This is a genomic window from Vibrio sp. YT-15 (genome assembly GCF_033337445.1).
In the GTDB taxonomy this organism is placed as follows: Bacteria; Pseudomonadota; Gammaproteobacteria; order Enterobacterales; family Vibrionaceae; genus Vibrio; species Vibrio alginolyticus.
In genome coordinates this window covers 183,729-210,350 of record NZ_JAWOQR010000001.1, presented here as the reverse complement: position 1 = coordinate 210,350, position 26,622 = coordinate 183,729, and the positions used below count along the sequence as shown (strand labels likewise).

Below are 26,622 nucleotides of genomic sequence, written 5' to 3'. Positions count from 1 at the left end.
GTTTTTGCAGGCTTATCCTTTCACCATAGTGCAAGGCCTACTAGTGACCGTGTTATTTGCTCTAATTAAGTACTTGTACCAACATTTTGAAACTTAGAAGAACACACAAAATACCAACGATTTTCTTAAGAACTTTATTTGGGAAATACTCTGCACAACGCACGCCGAGGCTAGTAGTTAAGTAGCTACTAATGGAGAAGCTGAGCATTGCAGGAAGGTATATGTATCCTAATACTAAGTTGTTCCAATCTGTGTTTCCCCATCCGTTTAACATGTAACCGAGGCTTCCTGACAGCGCGATAGGGAAACCTATCGCAGCAGAGGTACCAATAGCACGTTTTACCTCAAAATTTTGCTGGACAAGATAGGGGATGATCAACCCCGCACCGCTTATAGAGACAAGTGCTGATACAGAGCCAATCACCGAGCCTACAGTGATATTACCGATAGCCCCATGTGGGTTCGGATTGTACTCATTTTCAGTGTTGAGAAACATCTTATAAGCAACATACAACATGAATACGCTGAAAAAGCCTGCCAGATAGACGCCTTGTAGATACGATGCTACGAATGTGGCGCAAAATGTTCCGACTAGAACTCCGCTCAACATTTTTCCTACCATTGTCGAGTCTACATTCTCTTTTTTGTAGTGAGCGCGCATGCTGCCCAATGTTGTAATAATCATCGAAGCCATTGATGTCCCTAACGCAAGATGCACTACTTCCGTATCAGCTATTCCCTGTAGTGAAAATAGAAACGCAAAAATAGGGACGGCCATTCCACCACCACCCACACCAACGAGTCCAGCGAGAAAGCCAATGCCCAAGCCTGCTGTAATGTAATAGATAATAAAGATAGGTTCGTTCATGATGGTTCTGCCTTCGATAAAATGATCGTTGCTAAAATGTTACTCGAACGCTAACTTGCTATGGTAACGTTAAGAGGACAGAAAATAATGAATAATGGCCAAAATGGAATTGAGTAAATAAAGTGACAAACTCTGATTACAGCGAATGGAAAAATGGCGCCGCACTGATCGCTAAGGAGTGGCAGCATGAAAGGAGCGACTTCAACCATTTGGATCAACGGCCACATAATTGGCACAGTCATCATCGAGGCCAGTTACTGTGTATAGATGAAGGGCTAATACAGGTAAAAACCGATGAAGGAACGTGGATACTACCACCTCACCGAGCTGGTTGGATCCCCCCGGGTGCGATGCACAGTGTTTATTTTTGTGGTTCTCTGAAAGGTCGTTCATTACTGTTTACTCCAGAGAGTTGTGAGCGGTTTCCAATGAGACCTTGTGTTATCCAAATGAGCGATGTGTTGAAAGCCCTATCGGTTAGAGCATCGATATGGAGCAAAACAGACGATCTATCCATACAGTCTTTACGTATTCTCGCCGTAATATCCGATGAAATCGTCAATAGCCCTCATGAGTCACTCCACATCCCACTGCCCAGAGATCCGAGACTGCAAAAAGTTACTCAAGCAATTTTAATAGACCCAAACAGCAAGCATTCTGTAGAGCATTGGGCCAATATTGGGGCAGTCTCATCTCGGACGTTAAGACGATTGATTCGAAGTGAGTTAAACATGAGTTTTAGTGAATGGCGGCAACAAGTACTGCTAATACATTCATTAGAAATGATAGCTCGAGGGGAATCGGTGGGAGATATTGCACATGCTTTAGGTTATTCGACGCCCAGTAACTTTATTGCGATGTTTCGTCGGGTCTATGGCGATTCACCCACGCGTTACTTTTCGAGTCGTGGCATATAGTTGCCAAGAGCTTACCTAAATTAGGTTCGTTTTTATGTACTGAGGTTTACATTCATTTACTCACGCAACATAAGCAAGTGCTTCTAGCTTCTTTCTGCCCGAATGAGCTGAAATCAATTTCGAAGTGGATAATAGATTCGTCGCGAACGCTACCATCTTGGTCGTAGAGTATTGGTTATCGAAACCATTAACTCATGTTAGTGAAAGGAAATTCCTGAACTCTATAGTGCTTCTTTCACCAATCTTCTGTTTGGGCCATTATCTCTAACATCCAGACGCGAAATAGCATAAGATACACGGCCTTTACTAGCACTGAGCCACTCATCGTAATGACAGATAAAACACAGCAAGCGACATTTGCCGATCTTGGCCTGATTCCAACATTAGTCGAGCGACTAGAAGCGTTGGAATACAGCCAACCGACGCCCATTCAATCCCGTTCTATTCCTGATATCCTTGAAGGGAAAGATATTATTGGTGGTGCCAATACGGGGTCTGGTAAAACCGCTGCTTTTTCGCTGCCAATCTTGCAAAAAATTGTTCAGCAAGACGGATCAAACAATCGCCGTGGCCACTTCGTTTCCCACCTGATTTTAGTACCAACTCGTGAGTTGGCATCACAGGTGGCATACAACGTCAAATCTTACTCATACCATCTTCGAGATAAGATCAAAACGGTTGCCGTATTTGGTGGTGTATCGGTGAACCCACAAATGCTAGCGCTTCGCGGTGGCTGTGACATTATCGTAGCTACGCCGGGTCGATTACTTGATCTGGTATCCAGTAACGCGATTAAGTTGAACCAAGTAGAAACGCTCGTCCTTGACGAAGCCGACCGAATGTTGAGCCTCGGATTTACCGAAGAACTGAATAAGATTCTTGCGTTACTACCAGAGAAGAAACAGACGCTGTTATTTTCTGCTACTTTCCCTGATAAAGTCACGACGCTGGCTCAGCAGTTGCTCCGCGACCCTGTTGAAGTTCAGTTGCAGAGCGCAGAAGCCAGCACTTTGGTGCAGCGCGTGTTTAGTGTAAATAAAGGTGAGAAGACGGCGGTACTCGCGCACTTAATCAAACAGCATCAGTGGCGACAGACTTTGATTTTTGTGAATGCTAAGAATGCCTGTAACCATTTAGCTCAAAAGTTGTCAAAACGCGGTATTACCGCTGAAGTTTTCCATGGTGATAAAGGGCAGGGCGCTCGTACTCGTGTCCTTGACGGTTTTAAGTCTGGCGAGATTCAAGTTCTTATTGCCACCGATATCGCAGCACGCGGCCTTGATATTGAAAAACTTCCAGTGGTGATTAACTTCGATCTTCCGCGTAGCCCTGCTGATTATATGCATCGAATCGGTCGTAGTGGTCGTGCTGGTGAAGTAGGTTTAGGATTATCTCTTATCGATTACGACGACTACCACCATTTCAAAGTGATAGAAAAGAAAAATAAGTTCCAACTTGAACGCGAGCAGGTAGTCGGTTTTGAAGTGGAAGACGATCAGAGTGAAGCCTACTTTTTACCAATGAAGCCGCGAGCGAAGCCGGCAGGTACGGGTAAAAAGAAGAAAAAGCGTAATCAATAGAAAACGTAAACTACATGTGAGTTTACTTACGGGAGTTGTTAGAGAAAAGGAATGCTCACTAGCTTGAGTCTTCGCTTCTAGCCATTCCTTTAAAGAACAATAGAGCCCTGCTGTAGCTACCAGTAGGGCTCTATTGCTTTTCAAGATAGTGTTATTGGCGACGAGCAGGGCGTCCGCGAGGTGAACGCTTTTTAAATGCAGACGCTGCTTTGGCTTGTGACTTAAGAATAGAGTCAACGGTTAGCGGCATTGGCTCTTTAGGTTCAAGGCCATGAGGGAAGGTACGAGCTCTTGGTGGTAAGTTGTATTCTTCTTCGCTCGCGCGTGGCATGCGCTTAAAGCGATAAAGGTAAAAGTTTTCTAATTTTTCTCTCGCCCATTCGGTTTTCTTTAAATACTTCACGCTACTTGCAATCGAAGGCTTAGTGTTAAAGCAATTAAAACGCATTGCTGTATCTAGAATGTCCCAGCCGTAAAAATCCACTAACTCTTGCAACATAGTCTCTAGCTTTAATCCGTGCAGTGGATTGTTCTGTTGCAGCTCGATTCTCTCTTCGTCAGTCATCATTTTTAAGGGCCTTACTCATTAAAGGGCGGAGTTTAACAAAGTATACAATGTAGAGATATCTATAGTTACTTTGCGATGGATGCGAGCACAGTGCTCTCTACCTTGAAAGTATAAATCGGAATTGGCCGCTCTACTTGGCTCTCTGCTCAAAAATGACTCTTAAAAGTTCAAGCGTCCCAGCTCGATGTTAAATTATTGTATAATAAGTGAGATTCTTGTTGTTCTTTTACTAATGTCTAATATTCCTACCCATAGCAACACATGCTTAATAAGCTCAAAATCAAAATTGGTTCATGCCGCTTTCTTAGTATGGCCTAGAAGTTTGATGTGGGTGTTGTCTCGTATTGGTCGAAGGCCTGTCTACCAAGCGAAACTCTAGTTGACGTAGTTCAACGTTGAAACATAAAAGGATGACTCAATGTCTGACAAAAGTAAGACTTTTTACAGGGATGTGCGCAAAAAACCGCATGAATTTGAAAACCGAGAAGACTTTCTAAATCATGATTTAACCGTCATGAGTTTCCGTCGCTGGGGAATTCATTTGCCCTCACGTGATTACAGTATTGAAATCGAAGACTGGGTACCGGCATTAGCAGCAACCATTGGTAAAGTGGTTATGGTCACTGCCATGGTTTCCGCTTTTGCTGCTCAGTTTGGTTTATCTCCGGAATTCATTGCAGAAAACGTGCGTTACGAATTACTTATCGCTGGAGCCCTGTTCGTCATCCTGTTTTCTGCCATCCTAAACCCGAATGCAAACTTAGCGGGAACCCATGGCCCAATGATACCGCTGATTCCTATGATTGCAGCTGCAGGAGGGCACCCTCTCGCGCTAGGTTTGATGGTATGTGTTTTTGGGTTAATTCTCGCCTTAACCAAAGGTGGCTCTAAACTCATGACTCTGACTGGTATCGGGGTTCGAGGAGGGTTGTTGATCTACCTTGGTGCCGTTGGGTTGCTCGGGCAAATTAATAAGACGGAAGCGTGGGCTGCAAGTACGGACCAAGGTTACATTTCGTTTGTGGTCATAGGCCTAACCGTTATGGTTTACGCTTACTTAGCCAAGATCAATAAACGTTGGCTCGCTATCCCATTGTGCTCTGCACTCGCGGGTATTGTTGCTTATTTGATGGGCGCTGAGTTTGCCTTTACCACAGAACCGGGCCTGCCTAATTTCAGTCCATTCTACTGGTGGGGTGAAGATACAGGCTGGCAGCTAGGCTGGCCAACCCTAGAGCACTTTATTGCCGTGACTCCATTTGCTCTACTGGCAGTCGCTATGTGGTCCCCTGATTATCTCGGCCATCGTGTGTTTCAAGAACTTAACTACCCAAAAGAAGCGAAAGGTGTACTCATGGATGTCGACGACACGATGGTCGGAGCATCTGTTCGTCAGGGGGTTGGTTCACTCTTAGGGGGCGGAAACCTAGCTTCTTCTTGGGGAACGTACATGATTCCTGCCGCAATTGCCAAGCGTCCTATTCCAGGTGGCGCTCTGTTGACGGGTTTCATGTGTATTGCGGCGGCGGTAATTGGCTACCCAATGGATCTAGCAATGTGGGAACCTGTTCTGCGCGTTGCTTTGATTGTGGGTGTATTCTTACCACTCCTTGAAGCGGGTATGCAGATGATCCATAAGCATAAAGATTCACTCAGTGCAGGTATCTGTATTTTTGCCTGTGCATTCGTTAATCCAGTCTTCGGTTGGGCAATCACGATGCTGTTGGATAACCTCGGGCTTATCGGCGACCATGAGCGTGCTAACGAACTATCGCGCAAAGATAAATATCTGATTCCTGGCACTGCGTTTATCGTTTGTGCAGGCTCCCTTGCTATTGTTGGTCAGCTTCCAGGCATTCCAGCTCTTATCGGTTAATCGAATTATGCTCTAAAGGTATAGTGAGATCAGTGAGTAAAGGGACTTGCTTCTTAAAATAGTAGACAAAAACAAAAAGCTACCTAGTACCAGGTAGCTTTTTGCATGTAGGGTTAGGCTACGGAGTTAGGCTATATGAGTGATTCAATGCCGTATTTTGCGCCGTAGTGTTCAACGACAAAATCAATGTCTTTGTCACCACGGCCTGATAAGTTGATCAAAATCGAGCCGGTTTCTCCTTGCTGTGCGAGTTTAATTGCGTAAGCGACAGCGTGTGAGGATTCAATAGCAGGGATTATTCCCTCTTCACGAGACAGCTCAAAGAAGGCATCAATCGCTTCGTCATCACTGATTGAGCCGTAATTGACACGGCCAATGTCTTTTAAGTAACTATGCTGAGGCCCAACCGATGGGTAATCCAAGCCACTTGCTACAGAGTACACTTCCTGAGGTTCGCCTTGCGCATCTTTAAGCATGTAAGACTTAAATCCGTGCATGATTCCTGGCTCACCGAGTGTGAGTGTTGCAGCATGCTCGCCAACCTTTTGCAAAGAGCGGCCCGCAGGTTCAACGCCGTGAATGGCGACTTGTTCATCCTCTAAGAAAGCAGTAAATAGCCCCATCGCGTTAGAACCACCTCCAACGCATGCGACGAGATTATTGGGTAACTTGCCGGTCATTTCTTTGAATTGAACTCGTGCTTCGTTACCGATAATTGATTGGAAATCTCGTACCATTTTAGGGAATGGGTGAGGGCCAACGACAGAGCCTATCGCATAAAGTTGTGTATCAGGATCTTTCAGATAAGCTTCGAATGCAGAATCTACCGCTTCTTTGAGGGTTTTGCGCCCATGAGTGGCAGGAATGACATTAGCACCAAGGATTCTCATGCGGACGACATTCGGATGCTCTTTGGCGATATCAACTTCACCCATGTAAATATCGCATTTCAAGCCAACCAATGCCGCGGCTGTAGCAAGCGCAACACCGTGTTGCCCTGCGCCAGTTTCAGCAATCAGTTTCTTCTTACCCATCTTTTTAGCGAGAATGGCTTCCCCTAAGCAGTGGTTAATTTTATGTGCGCCTGTATGGTTTAAGTCTTCGCGCTTTAGGTAGATGTCTGCTCCGTATTTTTTAGACAAGTTTTCCGCATGGAAGATTGGGCTAGGTCGTCCAACAAAGTGCTTATATAGGCGAGCGAGTTCCGCTTTAAATTCAGGATCTTTGCTGCATTCCTCATAAGCTGCGTTGATGTCATGCATGATTTGTTCAAGCTCAGGTGGAACAAAGCTACCACCGTATTCACCAAAGTATCCTTCTTCGTTGGGCATAGTGAGATCAAACGAGTTTTTCATTATTTACATCCTAGTTAACGAAAGTATTGATACTTTATACCCAAAATTTGGAAGAGGTTGTGTGATCAGTTGCTTAAATAACAATTGTAGATCTAGTGAACTAGTTAAAAAGTACAGCTTGGGTAGGGGATAATAGTTGGGATGTAGAATCAGGTGGTTTGAATAGGTGCAAAAAAGCCTCGAGAGATCCTAGGCTGTCATAAGAACCTCTCGAGGCAAACAGAGTGCTGGAAATACACTCTGCGATGGTGTCTGGAAACAAAAATTAGATTCGTTTCCTTTGTCAGATGTTAGGGTTTTAGAATGAGTCGATGTCAGCGAAATGTCACAAGTTAATTGCGGTATTAAAAGCTTATTTTTTATTTTTGATTAATGGATTAGAAAGTAACCTAAAACAGGCTAACCTACCGAGTGTTCAGCGTCTTTTAAGTTGAACATGATCTTTCTTTGTCTCGAATCGGCGTCTTTAACCAACACGTGCACTTTGGTCCCTAAAGTAAACGTGGCGCTCTGGCTGGAAATTTTTTGTTTGACTACATCAAATTCGAACTCACCATTTTGGAAACTTGATAAAGGAATGAGACCTTCGATTCGGTTCCTCTAACTCAACAAATCCCGCGAAGTATGTGACTCCAGACGCTGTTCCTATGAAGTGTTGTCCGATAAATGGCTTCATGTAATGACATTTCAGTGCTGACTCAACCTCTTAGCTAGGGATTATGTGCTCGTAGTTATTAGAATTTATTGATTGAGCAGATATATTTAATTTCATTTTTTCTCTTATATTCGCCAATCGCTTTTATTTTATAAACTTTATTTTTATGAGCAAAGCATGAGGCGAAGTGATTCAGATATAAATGAGATTAATTTAGCCAAACTGGAATTGCAAGGTAGGCTGTGTGATTACCTAAAGATGTATACCAAAGTGACTTTATTGAAAGTAATTAATGATGGTGTGGGAGAGGTAAGTGATTTGGGTATATAAACTTAGATAGAGAATAGTAAGGGCAGTAATAAGTGGAAGGGGATGGTGGCACCAACAACGTTGATGCCACACAAAGAATTACAGTGCAGTTACTTCAGCAGCTTGTAAACCTTTGTTACCTTGTTCAACAACGAACGATACTTTTTGGCCCTCAGTAAGAGTTTTGAAGCCTTCAGAAACAATAGAACGGAAGTGAACGAATACGTCATCACCACCATTGTCTTGAGAAATAAAACCAAAACCTTTAGTTTCGTTGAACCATTTTACTGAACCAGTTAATTTATTAGACATAGATACCTCTATATTTGATTGTTTTAAATATTGAATTTTTAGCTAATATCAAGTGCTACTATATGATTTTAGAGATAACTATTTTGTCGCAGGAACGTAAACGAGGAATTCGATGTGGAACTGAGAGAAACTTTGATCTTTAATTACATTAATAGCTCTTTCCGTAAGAGCTGATGTGCAGTATACCGACAAAATTAATAAAGGCTAGCCTTTTCTTTTTTATTTTTTGAGTACACCAAGCGCATTGCTTTCAAAGCATACGCTTGGTGTATAAGACGGCGTGATGTTATAGGTGGCGTCGAGCGCTTAGTGTTTTCTGGTTGGGCCGTTACGAACGATGTCTTTACCATTGTCATATACGTGCTGCGAAACCCAGCGACCGAGGAGCAATTGGTGCTTTTCTCCTAATACGGCAACAAATGGACGGCCATCGGTATTAGAGGTGGCTAGCGCAACGCCAGTGACACCTTCAAGACCCAGAGCGCCGCTTTCTACTAAATGCAGAAATGCCTCTAACTCTTCAATCGTTTCGATTACATGGTTATCAATATTCATTGTATTCAATCTCTTCGAATTGCATTGCGGTCGCGTACTCTACCTAAGTTAAGCGTGGAAACCAAGCTTCTACGTGCGTCATGTAATGAGAGAACCTTGCCCTGCAACTAATCATCAATAAGTTAGTCTCGATAGTCCGGAACTTGCCTAGATTCAATGAGGCAGAAAACACTCTCTGGTTAGACATGAGTCACATAATGTTGTCTGGTTTATCTCATCAATACTTTTGCTATTGGATGGGGTGAAGGGGAGTGCAATAATTTGTAAAACTCTTTTCCTAAAGGCTGTTATGAAGAAAGTCCTGATTACCGGTTTTGAACCTTTTGGTGGTGACGCCATTAACCCCGCCTTAGAAGCGGTCAAGCAATTAGAGGCTGCGGCCATAGAAGGCGGTGTGATAGTTACTTGCCCAGTCCCCGTAGCTCGATACGACTCGGTGAAAGTCGTTATTGAAGCAATAGAAGCGCACCAGCCAGACTGTGTGATTACTGTAGGGCAAGCGGCCGGGCGTAGCGCGATAACCCCAGAGCGTGTCGCAATTAATGTCGATGATTTTCGTATTCCAGATAACGTTGGTTATCAACCGATTGATGAACCCGTGGTGGCTGATGGGCCTGATGCTTACTTCTCGACACTACCGATAAAGCGTGTTGTGCAAACATTGCAAACGCAGGGTATACCTAGCCAGATTTCCAACAGTGCCGGAACATTTGTATGTAACCACCTTTTTTATGGCATCCAACATTACTTGAAAGACAATCCGATTCGTCACGGGTTTGTTCATATTCCATTATTGCCAGAACAAGCAGCAGATGGCAGTCAGCCTTCTATGTCTTTGGACATGATAGTCGAAGGGCTAAGGCTGGTGGCTCAAGTTTGTATTGCCAATGAAAACGACATATTGGTCAGCGGCGGGTCGATTTGCTAGTAAGTGTTTTACAGTCCACTAAGTGTCTGAAAGCTAGTAATAAGTTCATCGTTTGATGTTGTAATAAATGTTAGCTTTGTCAAATTTCACAAGTAGCGAAAGGAGTAGCATTGAATAGTCAGGTTGGATGTTGTTCAAACTGGCACTCCCCTAATACAGGAGGTATTAGGGGCTACCCTTACGAAAGGCGAGTTATCATGAAAAGCAACAAAAGTAAGTCTATCGCACTTATCTCTGTCGTTGTTTTCGCATTGGCTATCGCTGCGCTTAAATTCGAAAACACACTCGGAGTTCTTCCCATCGTAGTCGCTATTATCGCGTTTTTTACCTGCGTCATTTACACCAGTATGTATCTTTCTGATATGAAGCGTTCAGAGTTGATAAGTCACTCTGATCATTCTCAAAAAATGTGTACCCACGCATCACGCAATGAGCTTGATGAGCGCGATAAAAAGCGTTGAAGCGAGTCACATTCTCCGTATACTTTGCTGGAGCATTAATGCACTAACGTGTCGGAGATAAGCATGTCAAATCGAGTACCAACCAACATACTGACCGGATTTTTGGGTGTCGGTAAAACGACCACGATTTTAAATCTACTGAAGAACAAACCGGAAAAAGAAAACTGGGCGGTTTTGGTCAATGAATTTGGTGAGATTGGCATCGACGGTGCATTGATGACCGACCAAGGCGCGCTGATTAAAGAAGTGCCGGGTGGTTGTATGTGCTGCACTGCGGGTGTGCCGATGTCGGTAGGTATCACCGCATTATTGCGTCAAAAACCGGACCGTTTATTGATTGAGCCGACAGGCCTTGGTCATCCAAAACAGGTTATCGCGACGCTTACCTCACAGCAGTATGAACCTTACGTTGATCTTAAAGCGACGATTGCCTTGGTTGATCCGCGTAACTTAAGTGATGAAAAGTATCTTTCTAACCAAAACTTCGTGGACCAGTTAGACAGTGCAGATGTGGTTATTGGTAGTAAGGTTGACCTATGTTCCAGCCACGACCTTGATGTGTTTAATGACTGGGTGACGGACCAATCCCCTTCAAAAGTATTCAGTAAGCTTATTCATGACGGTGAGTTGCCGATAGAAGTCTTGGATATTGAGCGGGTTTACGGCAGCGCTTCTTCCCATATCGAGTCACATCATCATGACCACGCTCATCAAGAGCCTCAATTCCAGTTGGCGCCTGGTGAAGCCTTTGTGCGCAAAGAGAACAAAGGGCAGGGTTATTTTAGTTGTGGGTGGTTGTTTGGGGCAGAGTATAAGTTTGATTTTGAAAAGCTTTTCTCTATGCTTTCGGACTTGACCGCAGAGCGTGTTAAAGCAGTGGTCAATACGGATCAAGGCTGTTACGCGTTTAATGTTGCCAACCGAGTCGTTTCGGTGAATGAAATCAGCTTAGAAGGGTTTGAATCACGATTAGAAGTGATAGATTCTCAGCTGTTGCCATGGGATGAGCTTGAGCGAATTCTCCTTCAGTTATCTGGCATCAAACATTAAATCGCGCAAAGGTTAAACGAAAACGGTGAACCACTAATATATCTGTGCTCACCGTTTTTTCTTTTGTAGGATTTCAATGAGAAAAGTGAGATAAATCACTCAAATTCGGGTATAGTGCACGGCTAAATTTTTAAAGCTATTTTTAGTGGTTTGTTTAAGGAATACGCTCAATGTCATTTTCATCTCAAGGTTTTGCGCCAGAAGTGGTTAAAGCACTGGCAGAATGCGGTTATGAAAAGTTAACGCCAATTCAACAGAAGGCGATTCCAATGGCTCGCAAAGGCCATGATATTTTCGCTACAGCACAAACAGGTACTGGTAAAACGGCTGCGTTTTCTCTGCCTATGATTCAGCAGCTGCTAGACAGTAACCGTAGCGCTTCTCGTAAGACTGCTCGCGCACTTATCTTGGCTCCAACTCGTGAGCTTGCTGAACAAATTGCTGACAACATCAAAGCTTACACGAAGTACACGAACCTGTCGGTGGCTGCGATTTTCGGTGGCCGTAAAATGTCTTCTCAAGTAACGGCATTAGAAAACGGTGTAGATATCCTAGTGGCTACACCAGGTCGATTGGAAGAGCACATTGAACAAGGTAATGTCTCGGTCGCACACTTAGAGTTTTTAGTGTTTGATGAAGCAGACCGTATCTTGGACATGGGCTTTATTCACGCAGTACGTAAGATCATGCTAGATGTGGATACTGATCCGCAAATTATGATGTTTTCAGCAACGACTTCGAGCCAACTAAATCTGTTAGCAAAAGATATCCTGCGTAAGCCTAAGCGTATTGAAGTTGAGCGAGCGAATACGACAGCACAGACAGTTGCTCACGTGTTGTATCCAGTTGATCAAGAGCGAAAAACGGAACTGCTTTCGGAGCTGATTGGTCGTAAGAACTGGAAACAAGTGTTGGTATTTGTGAACTACAAAGAGACCGCAAACGAAGTGGTAAAAGAGCTGAAACTTGATGGTATCAAAGCGGTGGTTTGTCATGGTGACCGTGCTCAAAGTGCTCGTCGTCGTGCGTTAGAAGAGTTCAAGTCCGGTAAAGCACGTGTCATGGTGGCTACCGATGTCGCTGCTCGAGGTCTAGATATTGAAGATTTACCTCACGTTGTGAACTATGACATGCCTTTCCTAGCGGAAGATTACGTTCACCGAATTGGTCGTACAGGCCGTGCAGGTAAACAAGGTCATGCCGTTTCATTTGTAAATCGAGATGAAGAACTCACGGTTGTTCAGGTTGAAAATCTAATCCAGCAGCGAATTCGCCGTATTGAGCTTGCTGGCTATGAACCAAAACAGCGTGAATCTTACATTGAAAAGCTGCACTCAAAACCAGCATTCAAGAATCGTCAAGGTCGTCGTAATAATCCGAACCAGTCGGCAACAGACCAAGGGTCGGCAGAGCGTCGTCTTGCTATGGTGAAGCGCCTGAAAGCGCGTCGTGGCGCAAAGTAAATTACATCAGTTTGTGATGAAAAGAGCCCCTCAATTGAGGGGCTCTTTTTGTTTGCCGTTTCGCGTTAATTTAGGCCAAGCATATTGGGTTCACCACGATAAATAATGCGATCGTTTCCTCGGTGAATACCAAACGTAACTGTAACAGGTGGATTTTCCTCTTCACTTGTCGTGTTATCCCAGTCGTATTTCAGCCAAGGGATGCGATTGCCTGAGCTGTCTAAATCTAGGTGGAATTGTATTTGCTCTCGCGCTGAGTCAATTTGGCTTGCAACGATATCGGTCATTCTGCCAATACTCATCGTTCCAACGCCAGAAAGCAGGGCGTTGTTTGCTGGCGCATGAGACCAAATTGGCGTGCTGAAGTAATATTCACCATTCGCCGTTGTTGAGCTGTCATCGAAGTTAGTCGTAAATCGACCGTTTTGCCAAATTTCCACATCAAGTGGCACTTTGATCACCATGCCTTGGTTGCCACCTACATCTTGAAAGTTCAAACGACCGAATCGAATGTCTGGTTGTTTTGTGAGCACTTCGCTATCGTCGAAGAAGTTTACCTCATCAACGGCTTTAGTCGTGACTATACCTATTTTGCTGCTGTCACTGTTAGTCCCTTTATTAAATGGGCCATCAGGGTATTGTTTATCTGTCGTGTTCTTTTTCCAACATGGGCTATTGTTACAAGTCGCATTGGTCGACGGCTTCTCGATCACAAACGTTCCAACACTCGCGTTACCCAGTGGTTTCCATTCTACCTTCTTAGGCTTAGGCGGCAAAAACCGATCGGAGTATGAGCTTAGCTCGCCTAAATCGAAATGTTGTTGAAGGTTAGACGAAAAGTGGACGTAATTCTTCACGTTTTCCTTATGCGCATTGAGTGCGACAACATCGTAAGTGACTTTCTCAAAAGGTTGATTCATGTAAGCAAAAGTTTGGCCATGTGGGTTGTGCCATTCTTGGTCTTGCACTTGAAAATATTTTGGGTAAAAACGACCAACGTAACGATAGCCTTCGTTTACAGTCATACCTAGATATTTACTTTCTAGGTTTGCTTTTACTCTCAAGCTCCCGACTTCTTCCCAATATAATCCATTAAAGACGAATTGATCATTCTTGGCTGAATTATGCGCCTGAGCCAGTGAGTCACTACTTTTTAGCAATTTTGAGGTTTGGTTCGCTGTCTCTGATGGCGTATGTTGCTCACTCGACAAGACAACCGATGCTGCTGGAGCGTCATCAAGCGTAAAATTACGGGTGATAGAAGCATCACAATAGCGTGCTGATTCAACAGACCCACTTACAGAGCCGTCAGGTTGCCAAATGATTGGTTTCACCGTTAGAGAGAAAAGTTCTCCGGCAGCAAGAAACCCTTCTCCTTGTTCAGAGGTACCAGAAGGCAAAGCACGTTGGTTGTCACAGATAGCCAGTGTCCATGGTCGCGAGTGCACATTAAATGTTCCTTTCACTTCCACTTTGCCTTCTTCTGGGTACTCTTCAAATCCCTCACATTCAAAATGATCGGACAATGTCACTTCAAATATGCCGGATTCGTTCGTGATAAGGCCATGTTCAGACAAGCCATCTTCAAATTCTGCTGAATAGCTAAAGTTTCCTTCACTTCCTCCTAATGGTTGAACCAATGGATGAAAAACTTTAGGCGTACCATTGTAGTTGCTTGCTACTACAGGTTCGCCGGTGGTGGCACAAGCAAGTAATCGCGAATGCACGTTTTCTGGCTTACCTGCAATAACGCGTATTTCATTTAAAGCGGTGCTTTTTGTCTTTGAGTAGGCCTCAAACATAAATGGCGTAAACATAAAGCGAACAGTTTGATGCTTGCTCGTGTCTTCTGCCATAGTGAAAGTTAGTGTGTAGTTGGTATCTAACGAGATCGTATCAATATTATTCGGAACCACTCGAACAACAAGTTCACCATTATCGTCTGATATAAATTGGTTGGCTCCTAATGTCTGATGACCTTTAACCACCTCTAAAGTGAATAAGTCAGGGTGTGATAGGACGGCACTGACTTCTGCCCTTACAACTTCTCCATTATTGGTTGTTGTTACTGTAAATTGCGGAAGATCGTCGCCGCACATCAGTGCCATGTCGTCCGATGGTGTGACGCTGAGGTTTAAGTCGTTCTCCGATGGAGGCTGCATGCTGCAATTCGGAACATCTTGAGGGGTGATTGGACAGATTTGGGAAGAGTAGTGACAATCAGCCTCGCCCAATCCACAGTATTGCGTGTATTTGTTGTCTTGTGCTTTCGTTTGCGCACTTCCTGGCGTTTGTTGGATTTCACCACAAACTTGACTAGGCTGATTTGGAGCGTTGTTGAAGTTCAATGTTTGGAAGTATTTAATTGCTGCGGTGGAACTATAGAATGAGCCACTTAATGTAGCTGACGATCCTACAGATTCAGCTGTACCATAGATCGATATATCTTTTATAATCAGAGAGTTGTGCGCAGAAACATCACCGACGACAAAATGGTCTTGTAAAGGATGGTTTGTTTTTAGGTGTAGTGTTTCGCCTTGTGATTCGACCTTACCACAGATGTTTGTATTAAATACATTGGTCGTGCTGTGTGTCGAAATATCACCAATAATGGTGTTGTACGTTCCATCAATGTGAAGTGTCGAACCTGTTAGCTTAATATTCCCGTCTATGAGAATGTTATGCAGCTTTGTTGGGTAAGCCGATAGAAGATCACCATAGATGACAGTGTGTTTGTTTTGGTAATCGTCAAGGTTTGAAGCCTTCTCATTGCTAACCGTTAATCCGGTAGCGAGGGCGTGGAGAGAGATACGCTTATTGGGTTCACCAATCGTATTGTTCCCCTCTAACACAATGCCATGAGCTGCTTCTAGCGTTATCTCTTTGTCCGGTAATGAGGAGACAATTTTATCACCAGCGGGTAGGACTAGTTTCCCTGTACAGCGATAAGTCGTGCCATCGCTTTCGATACTAAAACTCTTGTGTGAGCAAAGTTGACCTAACTCAGATAGATCTTTTACGTCATAAGTGGTGGCGTGTGAGGTTAGCGGTAAAAAAAGAACCGCAGTGAAAATACTGCAAAGACGCATCATCAAATGTCCTAATGAGTGGAACAAGATGGCATCAAGCGAGCGTGAGCAAATGCTCACTGAAATTGGAATAGCTGCGGTACTTTTTGTTTTGAAGCCGCTTAGTTATTGAACTTTGGTTGTTTTTTATTTCGTATGTCATACCAAAGTTTAGCGGCCTTATTACAACGTAAGTGTCAGGTTAGTTCAAGAGGCAAGTGTGATGTGTGTCGATTTATATGTGTAACTATTTGTTAGTTAAGGATAATAAGTAAGCATGTTGGTTCAGAATCAGGAAGGACGCGATCCTGATTCTGAATGTTTATAACGCTAGGCAGCGTGAACGATGAGTGGAGCCATCTGATATAACTCTTCTAGTATGGCTTTCGTTTGTCTCGAATAGACCAGGCAATCTCGATCGCCAACGAGCTGAATTGCTCTCACTTTACCTGCAACCAAACATTGCCTAATCGTGCGTAGAACCATTTGGATATCAATTTCTGACGCGCCATCAAGGCTGTTTTTGGTTTTTAGAGATCCAAGGTCGATACTAATGATTATTTGGTCGCAGTGGTCTAGGTAATTGCCGATCTGTTGCTTAACATTATTGCGATGACGAAAAGAAAACTCTTTATCGGTTACCCAGTCACAACCTTGATCCTCCGCGTATTCCCACGTTTCTTGCTTTGTATCTTGTTCGCTAACACCAGCAAAAAATAATCGCACGTTTTGATAGCGAGAAAGAGCAAAATGGAATGCCGAGCCTAAACGTGGTTCAAGTGTTGGTTTCAAGTTCATGTCATGTCCAATATTTACCACACCCACTTCGTCTCGATAGGACACGACCACAGGTAACATGGACAAGATTGCCTCGGTACAGTTAGTTACTAAAACAGGAATTGAGTGGCGAGAAAGCGAAAGGCTTAATGCTTCCTGAAACTCGCCATTTTCCAGCTTGTCGTGGTTGAAGTGACCAAAGTTTTCAGCGGTTTCATGATCATGCTGTTGGTATAGCCAATCGCTAGCATTTTCCAAACTTTGATCAGCTAATTCAAACGCGCCCTTAGACATGGGTGGCAAATACTCACACACTGTCATAAAAGAAAAAGGGTAATGCTGCGGCTGTTTCACGGTGTGGTGGAGTTTATAGCGTTTGAAAAAGCTTAACATGATGAATTACCTTTCTGGTGGTAGTGCCCTTGCCGCTTGCAGTACATGTAAAATAATGCGCTGCTTATCCTTTTCGACTCGGTGGGCCGGAGCCATCACCGAGACTGCGCCAATCAGTTTGCTTCCTTTCATTACCGGTGCGCTAATACCTGAAACACCAGGGTCAATCTCAGAAGTACTGACGGCATATCCGTGTTTACGGATGGTTGTGAGCTCTTTTTCCCACTCGTCACGTCGGTGATCTTGATTAAAATATCTCAAGATTTTCTCGCATCGACTTTGAGGCATAAAAGCAAGCATCACTTTAGATGAGGCACCGCGCAGCAGAGGTTGACTTTGACCCTGGACGAAGCTGCAACGCAGCGCCTGCATACTTTCTTTCTGTCTGACACAAAGCGCACGATAACCCGCTGGTACCATATAAGCGGCCATTTCCCCGGTTTGTTGTACCAACCTAGCCAGTATGGTTTCGACCATGTCGAGCCCATGTTGCGCGGTCTCATAGCTGTGCATGAGTAATAATGCCGCCGGACCAACTACAAATGTCTTGTCGTGAACGCTTTCTTCGATCAAGTTCCACTCTTTAAGCAGTTTTAAGTGTCGGTAAAGGCTGCTTAAAGGAACGTTCAATTGCTCGCTTAGCGTTTTCGCAGAAACTGGGAACGGACTAACTGCAACTTGCATTAACAACTGCAGTGATTTTTCGTTTACCTGGTTAGCATTAGCTTTGTTTGTCGTCATGAGAGTGTTGTAACGTGTTGTAGGAGTTACGACAAATATAATTCTTAATCACTGAGAAAAGAAAAATAATTTTAATGGGTAATTCTTACATGATGAGAAACAGACAGGTAAAGACTTTCGCAAGTACCGATAGACATAACATGGTGTCGAATTAAAGTCTCAGGTTTGAGGCGCTTGATACTAAATTGGAACAGGAGTGAATAAGACATTGTTTAGTTTGCGGTATTACTCAGCGTTTCGCATACTGAGTTAATCCAAACAAATAATGTTAAAAAACGTGAGTTGCTAGCGGGTATCGGAATCGAGGTACCATCTCAGTAAATCGGTTTTATAAAAGGTTACTTTTATATGCTGAATAAGGCGATTTTTAAAAAAGCCATCATTTTTCTTCTGCCTACTCCCTTGGTTATTGGAGAGGTTTTGTATTTAGCTCGTGAAAGCGTGCAAAACAATCTCAATCATTTATTAGAAAAAAATGTGCAAATTGCAGATGAAATTTTATTCCAAATAGAGACAGAAAACCGCACGGCGTTGCTACACCCTGAACGATGTGAAGAGCTCCAGCAAAGCTTAATGTTTGAACGAGATATTGAAGAAATGCTCATTGTGAAAGAGGGAGTCATTACTTGTTCTTCGAAATTGGGAAGTATCTCTAAACCGTTAGCTGAGCACATCACCTTTCCTAAGGGACAAACGCTAGCGTTTGGTAGTGTTGATAGCTTGTACGATCAGTTCTTGCTTGTGGTAACGGAGGGAGAGCGGGGTTATCAAGCCGTAACGATTATCGATCATGACTACTTTAATGCGACAATAGGGTTTAACAACGATTTACGCCTAAAACGCTCTGCGCTGTTTATCCATGATCAAGTTTCACCTGAAGGAGCATTAAGAGCGGGAAGTAATCCTATCGGTATCAAATCGTCGCAAATGTTTGAGTATGAAGCTTTGAGCGAAGCCAGCGATCTTTTCGTCAAACAGAGAACACTTTCCTATTTTTTGTACTCAATTCCAATTATTTTCGTTATCTACCTTTGCTTGTATGCGTTGAATAAGTTTATTGATCCCCATCGCAATTTGATACTGGATCTTAAAAGAGCGATAAAAAGAGGAGAGTTGACCCTGTATTACCAACCGCAAGTTAACGTTGATACCGGCCAGTTATTCGGGTTTGAAGCGCTTGTGCGATGGGAGCATCAAAGTAAGGGGTTCATTTCTCCGGATGAGTTTGTCCCTGCGGCAGAGCAAAGTGGATTGGTTTTTTTACTTACTGATTTCGTTCTGGATAAAGCGGCAGAGGACTTCAGTAAATTAGGCTTTGATCAGCCTGTCCACCTTGGTATTAACGTGCCGCCTGGTTATTTAGTCGGACCAAACGCGATCAGAAAAATTCAATTGCTCGACAGACAGTTGAGCCGAAACAAAGTCTCATTAGGGGTAGAGATAACGGAGCGTCAGCTCATTGATTCAGAGGCGAGAAAATGCATTGCAGCGCTGCGAGTGCATGGTATTGATGTGCTGATCGATGATTTTGGAACTGGCCAAACCTCGTTAGCATTTCTACAGCACATGCGCATAGATTACTTAAAAATCGATAAGTGCTTTGTCGAAACCATTGGTATTCCTAGCCTTAGTGCTTCTGTCTTAAAAGCGATGGTTCACTTCGCGGAAGAATTACAAGTACAATTGATCGCTGAAGGCGTGGAAACCATAGCGCAAGCTGAACACTTAAAGAAGATGGGAGTGAGATATCATCAGGGATACCTGTACTCCAAACCATTACCTTATGAGCAGCTTGCGCAGCGAAGTCATTATGATTGGTAGACGTTAGCTCTATAACACTGAGCATTTTCATCAAACACAAACTCTAACTCATTTTTGATGCTATCTAAGCGGTCTTCTTGGTAGTGAGACACATACAATAGTTGGCTTAAATTCTCTCTAGCGATGAGCTCAAGTGTGTTCTTAACTAACCGTCTACCCAAAAAATCTAACCCTTGATACGGCTCGTCCAAAATCAATAATGTGGGTTGTTTCACGATGGCTCTTGCAATCAGTAATAGTCGCTGCTGACCGTACTCTAATTGCTTGAATGAGGTTTTTTTGTACTGGCTCATATGTAAGATATCGAGCCACTCGTTTGCAATATTCATCTCTTTGCGAGTTGGCTGGTTATACAACCCAATCGAATCGTAAAATCCTGACAAAATGACTTCTAATGCGCTGCAATTGACTCGATATTGGAGGTGTAGCGCTGAAGACACCATACCGATATGCTGCTTAATTTCCCAGATTGTCTCGCCAGTACCACGCTTTTTACCAAAAATATCAATGTCATTGCTGTAGCATTGCGGATGATCGCCAAAGATCAATCCAAGTAAGGTACTCTTTCCACAACCATTTGGGCCTTTGACCTGCCAATGTTGGCCCTTGTCTATGCGCCAGTTCAAGTCAGTAAAAATCTTCTTATCGGTGTATTCAACAGTCCCATTCTTTAGTTCAAATATTGGGTTGTTGAATGGCGTCGAGTGCTGATGCTGACGTATCAAGCTCATCATTTCTTCACTCTGTTGCTCTGACTGAGATTTTATTTGTCCAATGATTGGATGATTATCCCAACTGGACTTATCCATTGTACTATCAAGCTTTCCTGCACTGAAAAGCGCGATGCTATTGATCCACTCAGGCATGTCAGATTCGCGAGAGAAGGTTATGAGTAGTTGCACATTTTGAGAAAGCGAGTGTAAATAGCGAGCGAGAGCAGCTCGGTGCGCAATATCTAAGCCAGTAAATGGATTATCGAGTAATACTAAGTCAGGTTGTGTGGCTAAAGCTCGGGCGAGCATTACTCTTCTGGTTTCTCCGGTAGAGAGAACGCGGAAGCCACTATCTTTAAGATGACTTAGGTCGAGATCATTAATTAGCTGTTCAGTTAAGTTGGTGTCTTGGCTCTGCTCTAGGATTAATGAATAAACAGTGCTCCCTTGGTCGATACGATCAAGAAAATCCGTATCATCCTTTTCTAATTCTCTTTCCAGTAATCGCTGTTGCTCTGATAACGACACTTGCGCAACGGACAGCCCATTTAGCTCAATTTCCCCACTATTTGGTGACATTTCATCACAAATAAGGTCTCCAAGCAGAGAGCCAATATCTCCATCCGCGCTGAATATCCCCCAAGACTGCTGAGTGTTAATTTTCCAATCGTCAATAAACAAGTGTGTCGTGTTTCTCTTAGCTGCAAGCTGACGAAAGTGAATAGTCATTGTGTTTGTCTTCCCTGTTTTCGTTTTAGTGGATTACTTATAACAATTTACGAACTCAGTACGGAAGCGCTTTTGTGTATTAATTTTGAACAGTGCTCAGTCTTGTGCATATTAACGAAGCCTTGTATTAGAGGATAAAAATGCGACTAGAGTCATTAAGTAACAAGTAAACTTGTCAATAATTTTGTTTTATTTTTGAATCAACCTATCATTATGCATGTATATGTTATGCTGATAAATTCATATTTGCCGTTTGTTAATTAATCAATGTAAGGACACATGTTTATGAGTGAAACGGAATACGATTACCCTTCGAGTTACAGCCTAGTTTCCATTACCGATACCTCCAGTTACATCAAATATGCCAGTGAAAACTTTAATGAAGTCGCGGGGTTTGATGAAGGGGAGCTTATCGGTAAACCCCACAATGTTGTGCGTCATCCTGATATGCCAAAACAGGCTTTTAAAGATTTATGGACTCACCTGAAAACTGGCAAACACTGGATGGGAATGGTCAAAAATCGACGTAAAAACGGCGGCTATTATTGGGTTGACGCGTTTGCTTCTCCTATAAAATCTAATGGTGAAGTTGTGGAATACCAATCAGTGAGATTTAAACCTGAGCGTATACACATCCAGCGAGCGGAAAAAGCGTATTCGAAGCTTCGAAATAATCGTAAGCCGTGGAAAATGTATCTTCCTCGTACACGTTTGTGGATGAGATCGGCCTTCTTCCTTTTAATTTCAAACCTTCTTGGCTTACTCATTCTACAAATGAATCAATCACCAGTGATAGCGTTTGGCGTTGTTGCGTTACTTTCCGTTTTCTCTATTTATGTATTAACCAGACCAGTTGAGAAGCTCGCTAAACAGGCTAGGCAAGACTTCAATAATCCACTCATGGAATATATTTATTGCGGAAGAATCAACGATCTGGCTGAGATTGAGCTGGGTATGAAGATGCGTAAGCAATTTGCCAATGCGCTATTGGGGCGCGTTGGCGTGTCTGTAAAAGACTCTTGCGAAAAAACGCGCGCAAGTGCTAACAGTGCTGCGACAAATAGCCAGCAAGTGACGGAGAACTTAAGCGCACAGAAAGTGGAGATTGACTCGGTCGCAACAGCGGTCAACGAGATGCAAGCCTCTTCATCTGAGATATCAAATAATGCTCAAGCGACCGCCGAGGCTACGTTAGAAGCGCAAAATACGATGATAGACAGCCGTAGCGTTATCGATAATGTTAACCAATCGGTACTAGAGCTGGTGGGTGAGCTCGGCGAAATATCTAAAGTGGTCATACGTTTGAACCAACAAACCGAGCAAATTGGAACCGTTGTTGAAGTCATCAATGGTATTGCCGAACAAACTAATTTATTAGCGTTGAACGCTGCAATTGAAGCCGCGAGGGCAGGCGAACAAGGCAGAGGGTTTGCCGTTGTAGCAGATGAAGTGAGAACCTTAGCTAAAAGAACTCAGGAATCGACAACAGAGATTAAATCGGCCATTGAAGGGATTCAAAATGGGAGCAAATCAGCGGTTTCTGCGTTAGAGAAAGGTAATGAAATGTCGACCGGAACGGTAACATTGCTAGGTACTGCTTTGGATAGCATTCAACAACTGGAGTCCCTTGTTCAGGACGTCGTCGAACGAAACCAACAAATTGCGGTCGCGATAGAAGAGCAGGTTTATGTAACGGATGAAATAAATGAAAACATCCAGTCGCTTAATTTAAAGTACAGTGAATCGTATGAACTGATGACTGAAACGAATCATATGAACACCAAAGTGCAAAATTGCACCAATGACCTGTCTGAAATGATTAAGAAGTTTGCTTAAACTTTAGAAAATCGAAGTTAAAAGCCCGCTAAACATTAGCGGGCTTTTAACTGGAATATAGTGAAGTGCTGGATTCGCTTACGAGCGAGGATTTCTAAATCTCGTTTTTGTAAGAGCTAAAACGACGAGAGCTCGCAATAAATGCGAGCTCTCTAAATAAGTGGCGGAGAGATAGGGATTTGAACCCTAGATACGCTATTAACGTATGCCGGTTTTCAAGACCGGTGCTTTCAACCACTCAGCCATCTCTCCGTTGTGGGCGGTATAATAAGGAGCATAGTCCGACTTGTAAAGTGCTGAATTATAATAGAAGTACTGTTTGCTTGTTTTATGATCACTGATGTGATGTTGGACAGTTTGAAAACGGAGTGAAAAAGGGACAAAAAGTACCAATTTATAGAGTTTTTACTTTATATTGGCGCACGTCAATAAAATGGTGTTTTATTGTTATCTTGCTGATATATAAGACATAACATGCTTTTAGGGTACATGTGTTCGCCCGAAAGTATTTGCAAGACTTTGTGAACTAATTCAAAATTAACTGGTATAGCCAGTTGTGCTTAGAATTCTTAAGGGTGTTTATGAAGGTCACAAATCTATTTAAAGACAAAGTTGATGCGATTTCTGCTCATCAATCCGAGTTTATGAATTGGATGTCTCCAACGTTACGCGATTATTGGAGTGACTTTTTGGGGAAAGCTCAAAATAGCTTTCTTTTCTCAAAAGTTCGTGATCACCAGCAGCCAGCCGTCAACGAAGAAGTTGCACCTCAACCTGCACCGATCGTAATGGCACCTGAGGCTCAAAAGCTTTATGACGAGTTAAGTGAAAAAATTGGCGAAGTTATTCACACTGGTGATTGGGTTCATGTGTCTCAAGAACGTATTAACCAATTTGGTGCGGTAACGGAAGACATGCAATGGATTCATACTGATCCAGAGCGTGCTTCAACTGAATCTCCATTTAAGACAACTATCGCTCATGGCTTTTTAACATTAGCATTGCTGCCTAAACTGACGGATTCAGTCGATCCAGACAAGCCAATGTTCCCAACAGCTAAAATGGTAGTTAACTTGGGTTTAAACCAAGTCCGTTTCCCTTACCCTGTCAAAGCAGGCAATAATGTTCGTGCAGTCAGCACGTTAACAAAAGTAACGCCAATCAAAAAAGGTTTGGAGATTGAGCGCGAAATTAAAGTGGAAATTGAAGGTATTCGTCGACCTGGTGCGGTTGTGGTCTCTGTAATTCAACTGCATTTCTAATTCCGAAACCGGATAGAACACGACATAGTAAAAGAGAGCATCAGGGTGCTCTCTTTTTCATTTTTACTGATTAAAGTTTTTTACTGGCGTATAACCGTAATCTGCAATCGCTTTTTGTCCCTGCTCTGAACGAAGGAAAGCGATAAAACCTTTACCTGCATCGCTAATCTTATCTACTTTGTATAGCACTAGGAATGGTCGCGCCAACTTGTACTTATGATTGCTAATGTTTGTCGAGGTTGGGTCAATACCATCTAACTGAATCGCCTTGATCGAGCGATCTACTGACCCTACAGAGATAAAACCAATGGCGCGAGTGTTATGGTTAACAATGGTTTTTACCATGCTGTTGCTGTTTACAACCAAGTTGTTTGGGCTGATATCCGAGACAAGGCGATCATTAACGATTTTGGTCAGTCCCAGCAAGCTTTCGAAGCTGTAACGTGAACCTGAAGACGCTTCTCTAGTAACCACCGCGATAGGCTGATCTGCGCCCCCGACCTCTTTCCAATTCTTAATTTTACCTTTGTAAATATCAAATAGTTGTTGCTGAGAAAGGTTTTCTACAGAGTTGGTACGGTTTACAACAACAGCGAGGCCATCATAAGCGATAGGGTATACATTGAGATCTTCACCTTTTTCGCTTTCAGTCAGATAGCGAGAGCTCATGCCTATTTCGGCTACTCCTTTATTGACCATAGTGATACCAGCACTCGAACCAATGCCCTGAACAGCAACGTAATCGTCTGGGTGTGTTTTGTTGTATTCCTCAGCAAGTACATCCATCACACGAGCAACCGACGTTGAACCTGAGATGTTGATTTCTTTTGCAATGGTAGGGAGGGAGACTGCTATGGCCAATAACGTCGCCACAGTAAAACGTAACATATTAAACTCCATATACGGGATAAAGCAGAGTTTATGATATTGCGTTCAGGTTACACTTTTGTGAACTGTTAGCGCTAAACAAAGGAATTGTTTCTAGTCAAGAGGTGATGGAGCTAGCGTTTCCAAGTGGATTGAGATGATAATCTGGGCAAATGATAATATAGCTATCTTATACTTGAGTTAGGTAGATAACTACCATCGGTGATGATGTAAAGGTTATATACTAGGATCGACAGCTCTAACTATCATCCATCGGGAGAACGTTGATGTCAGTGTCCCAAATGGCGACAAGTCGTTTATACAAATCAGTTCAATCGCTCTGCTCTGCGCGTAATGCTAACTTGCCTGTCGAACAGGGCAAGTGCCTCTATGAGCTAGTAGAAAATGGCGTTGAGCTTCATCGGGCGCATTTTCTCCTCGACTCCCAGCATAGCGAGTATACTTCTCCCGTCGCGAAGATCATGTTTGATGAGGAAAACCAACTTTGGTATTTCTATGTTCCCACATATCACAACGAGCTGTTAAGGTGGGTGCCTTATAAGCCACTTCCATTTAGCCGAATGCTTGAGGACTTACTCAACGAGTTGGAGCGCGATCCTCAAGCGTGTTTTTGGGAATAGGGCGAGCCCAACGGATGCGAATGCCGACATGATTTATACTTTAGGCCTAACAACTTGGTTTCTAAAGTCTTTGGGGGTCATGTTATAAACGGATTTAAATGCTGTACTGAAATGCGCTGCACTTTTAAAACCAGACTCAAACGCTATTTCTGTTATTGATTTTTCTGACTTGCGCAGTTGGGTTGCTGCGAAGTTTATCCGTTTCACCTTTAATATCTGAGAAAACGAAAGATCATCTGCGGCGAGGCGACGTTTTAAGGTTGCGATGGACATGCTCATATGAGCCGCTAAGCCTTCTAGCGTGATGTCTTTTTCAATATTACCCTCAATGTACTTAATGGCTTTTTGAGAGTCGCTCAGGCTACTTGCATCATCTATGATAGATAGGATGTTTGGCTCTACCTCAACCATCAACGACAGCAATGCCATTGCGATATGGCTTTGTGTGTAGTCTGGAGCATTGCGACTCGCTAACTTAACCAACATGTCCTTCAATTGTGCTACTTCGCTACTGGATTGCGTTGAAAAAGGATAGAAGCGCCTTTCTTCCGTTTTGGAACGTAGCATCGGGTGCGCTTTCTTAAAGTCACAGAATATATTTGGATTGAAGACTAAAGCCAGTGCTTTAAAGCCTCCGTCACTAGAGACGGCTTCTGCACTGCTCAGATCTGCGGAGTTATAGAGTGTGAAATCTCCGGCTTTAAGTTCAAATTGCTCGCCATTAGGTTGATGAACTAATAGGGCACCTTCTTCAACAATATATAACCCATTATGTGTTGCAGTGTAACGCTCACTTTTGCGCGCAGTGAAGTGATTAAAGCGAATGATCTCAATGTTCGGCATACTCTTTCTTATCGTTTTACATAACAAATAAAAA

The 26,622-nt window shown here is 43.2% G+C and carries 22 protein-coding genes, 1 tRNA gene and 1 pseudogene; 11 read left to right on the top strand and 13 right to left on the bottom strand.

The window, feature by feature from the left end; genetic code table 11:
* Positions 1-61: 61 nt before the first annotated feature.
* On the bottom strand, positions 62-868 hold the full coding sequence (locus R7D93_RS00895) for a sulfite exporter TauE/SafE family protein (protein ID WP_054579960.1): 807 nt from the start codon (positions 866-868) through the stop codon (positions 62-64).
* 122 nt (positions 869-990) lie between these two features.
* Here R7D93_RS00895 and R7D93_RS00890 point away from each other — a divergent pair, with 122 nt between their 5' ends.
* Together R7D93_RS00890 and R7D93_RS00885 are read left to right on the top strand one after the other, a co-directional pair.
* Entirely contained in the window at positions 991-1,785 is a 795-nt protein-coding gene (locus R7D93_RS00890) for an AraC family transcriptional regulator (RefSeq protein ID WP_005389423.1), read from the top strand.
* 329 nt (positions 1,786-2,114) lie between these two features.
* Positions 2,115-3,365 (top strand): DEAD/DEAH box helicase, encoded by a 1,251-nt coding sequence (locus R7D93_RS00885; RefSeq protein WP_225496239.1) that lies wholly within the window; start codon positions 2,115-2,117, stop codon positions 3,363-3,365.
* Between the two features lie 151 nt (positions 3,366-3,516).
* On the opposite strand, the gene R7D93_RS00880 is transcribed toward R7D93_RS00885, so the two are convergent.
* Complete coding sequence (locus R7D93_RS00880) at positions 3,517-3,933, bottom strand: VF530 family DNA-binding protein (protein WP_005375544.1); 417 nt, start codon at positions 3,931-3,933, stop codon at positions 3,517-3,519.
* Between the two features lie 418 nt (positions 3,934-4,351).
* Between R7D93_RS00880 and R7D93_RS00875 the strand changes: the two genes are divergently transcribed.
* Positions 4,352-5,809: a DUF3360 domain-containing protein gene (locus R7D93_RS00875; RefSeq protein ID WP_005375642.1), complete on the top strand. Its 1,458-nt coding sequence runs from the start codon at positions 4,352-4,354 to the stop codon at positions 5,807-5,809.
* A gap of 131 nt (positions 5,810-5,940) precedes the next feature.
* Here R7D93_RS00875 and trpB read toward each other — a convergent pair whose 3' ends face one another.
* From trpB to R7D93_RS00855, 4 genes and pseudogenes are all read right to left on the bottom strand, one after another.
* Entirely contained in the window at positions 5,941-7,164 is a 1,224-nt protein-coding gene (gene trpB, locus R7D93_RS00870; RefSeq protein WP_005375643.1) for a tryptophan synthase subunit beta, read from the bottom strand.
* A 399-nt stretch (positions 7,165-7,563) separates the two neighbouring features.
* A pseudogene (locus R7D93_RS00865) lies at positions 7,564-7,870 on the bottom strand (S1 RNA-binding domain-containing protein); the annotation flags it as partial.
* A 357-nt stretch (positions 7,871-8,227) separates the two neighbouring features.
* Entirely contained in the window at positions 8,228-8,440 is a 213-nt protein-coding gene (locus tag R7D93_RS00860) for a cold-shock protein (RefSeq protein WP_005375644.1), read from the bottom strand.
* A gap of 306 nt (positions 8,441-8,746) precedes the next feature.
* The gene (locus R7D93_RS00855) at positions 8,747-8,995 is read right to left on the bottom strand and encodes a hypothetical protein (RefSeq protein WP_005375646.1); all 249 of its coding nucleotides are present in this window, start codon (positions 8,993-8,995) and stop codon (positions 8,747-8,749) included.
* Between the two features lie 289 nt (positions 8,996-9,284).
* Here R7D93_RS00855 and pcp point away from each other — a divergent pair, with 289 nt between their 5' ends.
* The 4 genes from pcp (at position 9,285) to R7D93_RS00835 (ending at position 12,897) form a co-directional block, all read left to right on the top strand.
* Complete coding sequence (gene pcp, locus R7D93_RS00850) at positions 9,285-9,923, top strand: pyroglutamyl-peptidase I (RefSeq protein WP_225496230.1); 639 nt, start codon at positions 9,285-9,287, stop codon at positions 9,921-9,923.
* A 197-nt stretch (positions 9,924-10,120) separates the two neighbouring features.
* A complete protein-coding gene (locus R7D93_RS00845) occupies positions 10,121-10,384 on the top strand; it encodes a hypothetical protein (protein ID WP_005391057.1) in 264 nt (87 codons plus the stop codon).
* Positions 10,385-10,447: 63 nt separating this feature from the next.
* Positions 10,448-11,434 (top strand): CobW family GTP-binding protein, encoded by a 987-nt coding sequence (locus R7D93_RS00840; RefSeq protein ID WP_017821090.1) that lies wholly within the window; start codon positions 10,448-10,450, stop codon positions 11,432-11,434.
* A 170-nt stretch (positions 11,435-11,604) separates the two neighbouring features.
* Complete coding sequence (locus R7D93_RS00835) at positions 11,605-12,897, top strand: DEAD/DEAH box helicase (RefSeq protein WP_005375652.1); 1,293 nt, start codon at positions 11,605-11,607, stop codon at positions 12,895-12,897.
* Positions 12,898-12,962: 65 nt separating this feature from the next.
* Here the strand turns inward: R7D93_RS00835 and R7D93_RS00830 are convergent, their stop codons facing one another.
* The 3 genes from R7D93_RS00830 to R7D93_RS00820 form a co-directional block, all read right to left on the bottom strand.
* Complete coding sequence (locus R7D93_RS00830) at positions 12,963-15,989, bottom strand: polymer-forming cytoskeletal protein (RefSeq protein WP_225496228.1); 3,027 nt, start codon at positions 15,987-15,989, stop codon at positions 12,963-12,965.
* A gap of 306 nt (positions 15,990-16,295) precedes the next feature.
* On the bottom strand, positions 16,296-17,135 hold the full coding sequence (locus R7D93_RS00825) for an arginase family protein (RefSeq protein ID WP_025768977.1): 840 nt from the start codon (positions 17,133-17,135) through the stop codon (positions 16,296-16,298).
* A 6-nt stretch (positions 17,136-17,141) separates the two neighbouring features.
* Positions 17,142-17,876, bottom strand: a complete 735-nt coding sequence (locus R7D93_RS00820) for an IclR family transcriptional regulator (RefSeq protein WP_005386192.1) — start codon at positions 17,874-17,876, stop codon at positions 17,142-17,144.
* 348 nt (positions 17,877-18,224) lie between these two features.
* Here R7D93_RS00820 and R7D93_RS00815 point away from each other — a divergent pair, with 348 nt between their 5' ends.
* Positions 18,225-19,697 carry an EAL domain-containing protein gene (locus tag R7D93_RS00815; RefSeq protein WP_225496226.1) on the top strand — a complete coding sequence of 491 codons (1,473 nt, stop codon included), beginning with the start codon at positions 18,225-18,227 and terminating at the stop codon, positions 19,695-19,697.
* On the opposite strand, the gene modF is transcribed toward R7D93_RS00815, so the two are convergent.
* Complete coding sequence (modF, locus tag R7D93_RS00810) at positions 19,685-21,139, bottom strand: molybdate ABC transporter ATP-binding protein ModF (protein WP_213867795.1); 1,455 nt, start codon at positions 21,137-21,139, stop codon at positions 19,685-19,687. The genes R7D93_RS00815 and modF overlap by 13 nt on opposite strands.
* Before the next feature lie 285 nt (positions 21,140-21,424).
* On the opposite strand from modF, the gene R7D93_RS00805 reads away from it, so the two are divergent.
* Positions 21,425-22,975, top strand: coding sequence for a PAS domain-containing methyl-accepting chemotaxis protein (locus R7D93_RS00805; RefSeq protein ID WP_025768974.1), 1,551 nt, complete (start codon positions 21,425-21,427; stop codon positions 22,973-22,975).
* A gap of 161 nt (positions 22,976-23,136) precedes the next feature.
* On the opposite strand, the gene R7D93_RS00800 is transcribed toward R7D93_RS00805, so the two are convergent.
* Positions 23,137-23,227, bottom strand: a tRNA-Ser gene (locus R7D93_RS00800).
* A gap of 329 nt (positions 23,228-23,556) precedes the next feature.
* On the opposite strand from R7D93_RS00800, the gene R7D93_RS00795 reads away from it, so the two are divergent.
* Entirely contained in the window at positions 23,557-24,237 is a 681-nt protein-coding gene (locus R7D93_RS00795; RefSeq protein ID WP_005375670.1) for a MaoC family dehydratase, read from the top strand.
* A gap of 63 nt (positions 24,238-24,300) precedes the next feature.
* Here the strand turns inward: R7D93_RS00795 and R7D93_RS00790 are convergent, their stop codons facing one another.
* The gene (locus R7D93_RS00790) at positions 24,301-25,125 is read right to left on the bottom strand and encodes a phosphate ABC transporter substrate-binding protein (protein WP_017635752.1); all 825 of its coding nucleotides are present in this window, start codon (positions 25,123-25,125) and stop codon (positions 24,301-24,303) included.
* Between the two features lie 266 nt (positions 25,126-25,391).
* Here R7D93_RS00790 and R7D93_RS00785 point away from each other — a divergent pair, with 266 nt between their 5' ends.
* A complete protein-coding gene (locus R7D93_RS00785) occupies positions 25,392-25,745 on the top strand; it encodes a DUF3024 domain-containing protein (protein ID WP_017821084.1) in 354 nt (117 codons plus the stop codon).
* 33 nt (positions 25,746-25,778) lie between these two features.
* On the opposite strand, the gene R7D93_RS00780 is transcribed toward R7D93_RS00785, so the two are convergent.
* Positions 25,779-26,588, bottom strand: coding sequence for a helix-turn-helix transcriptional regulator (locus tag R7D93_RS00780; protein ID WP_017635750.1), 810 nt, complete (start codon positions 26,586-26,588; stop codon positions 25,779-25,781).
* Positions 26,589-26,622: the final 34 nt, after the last annotated feature.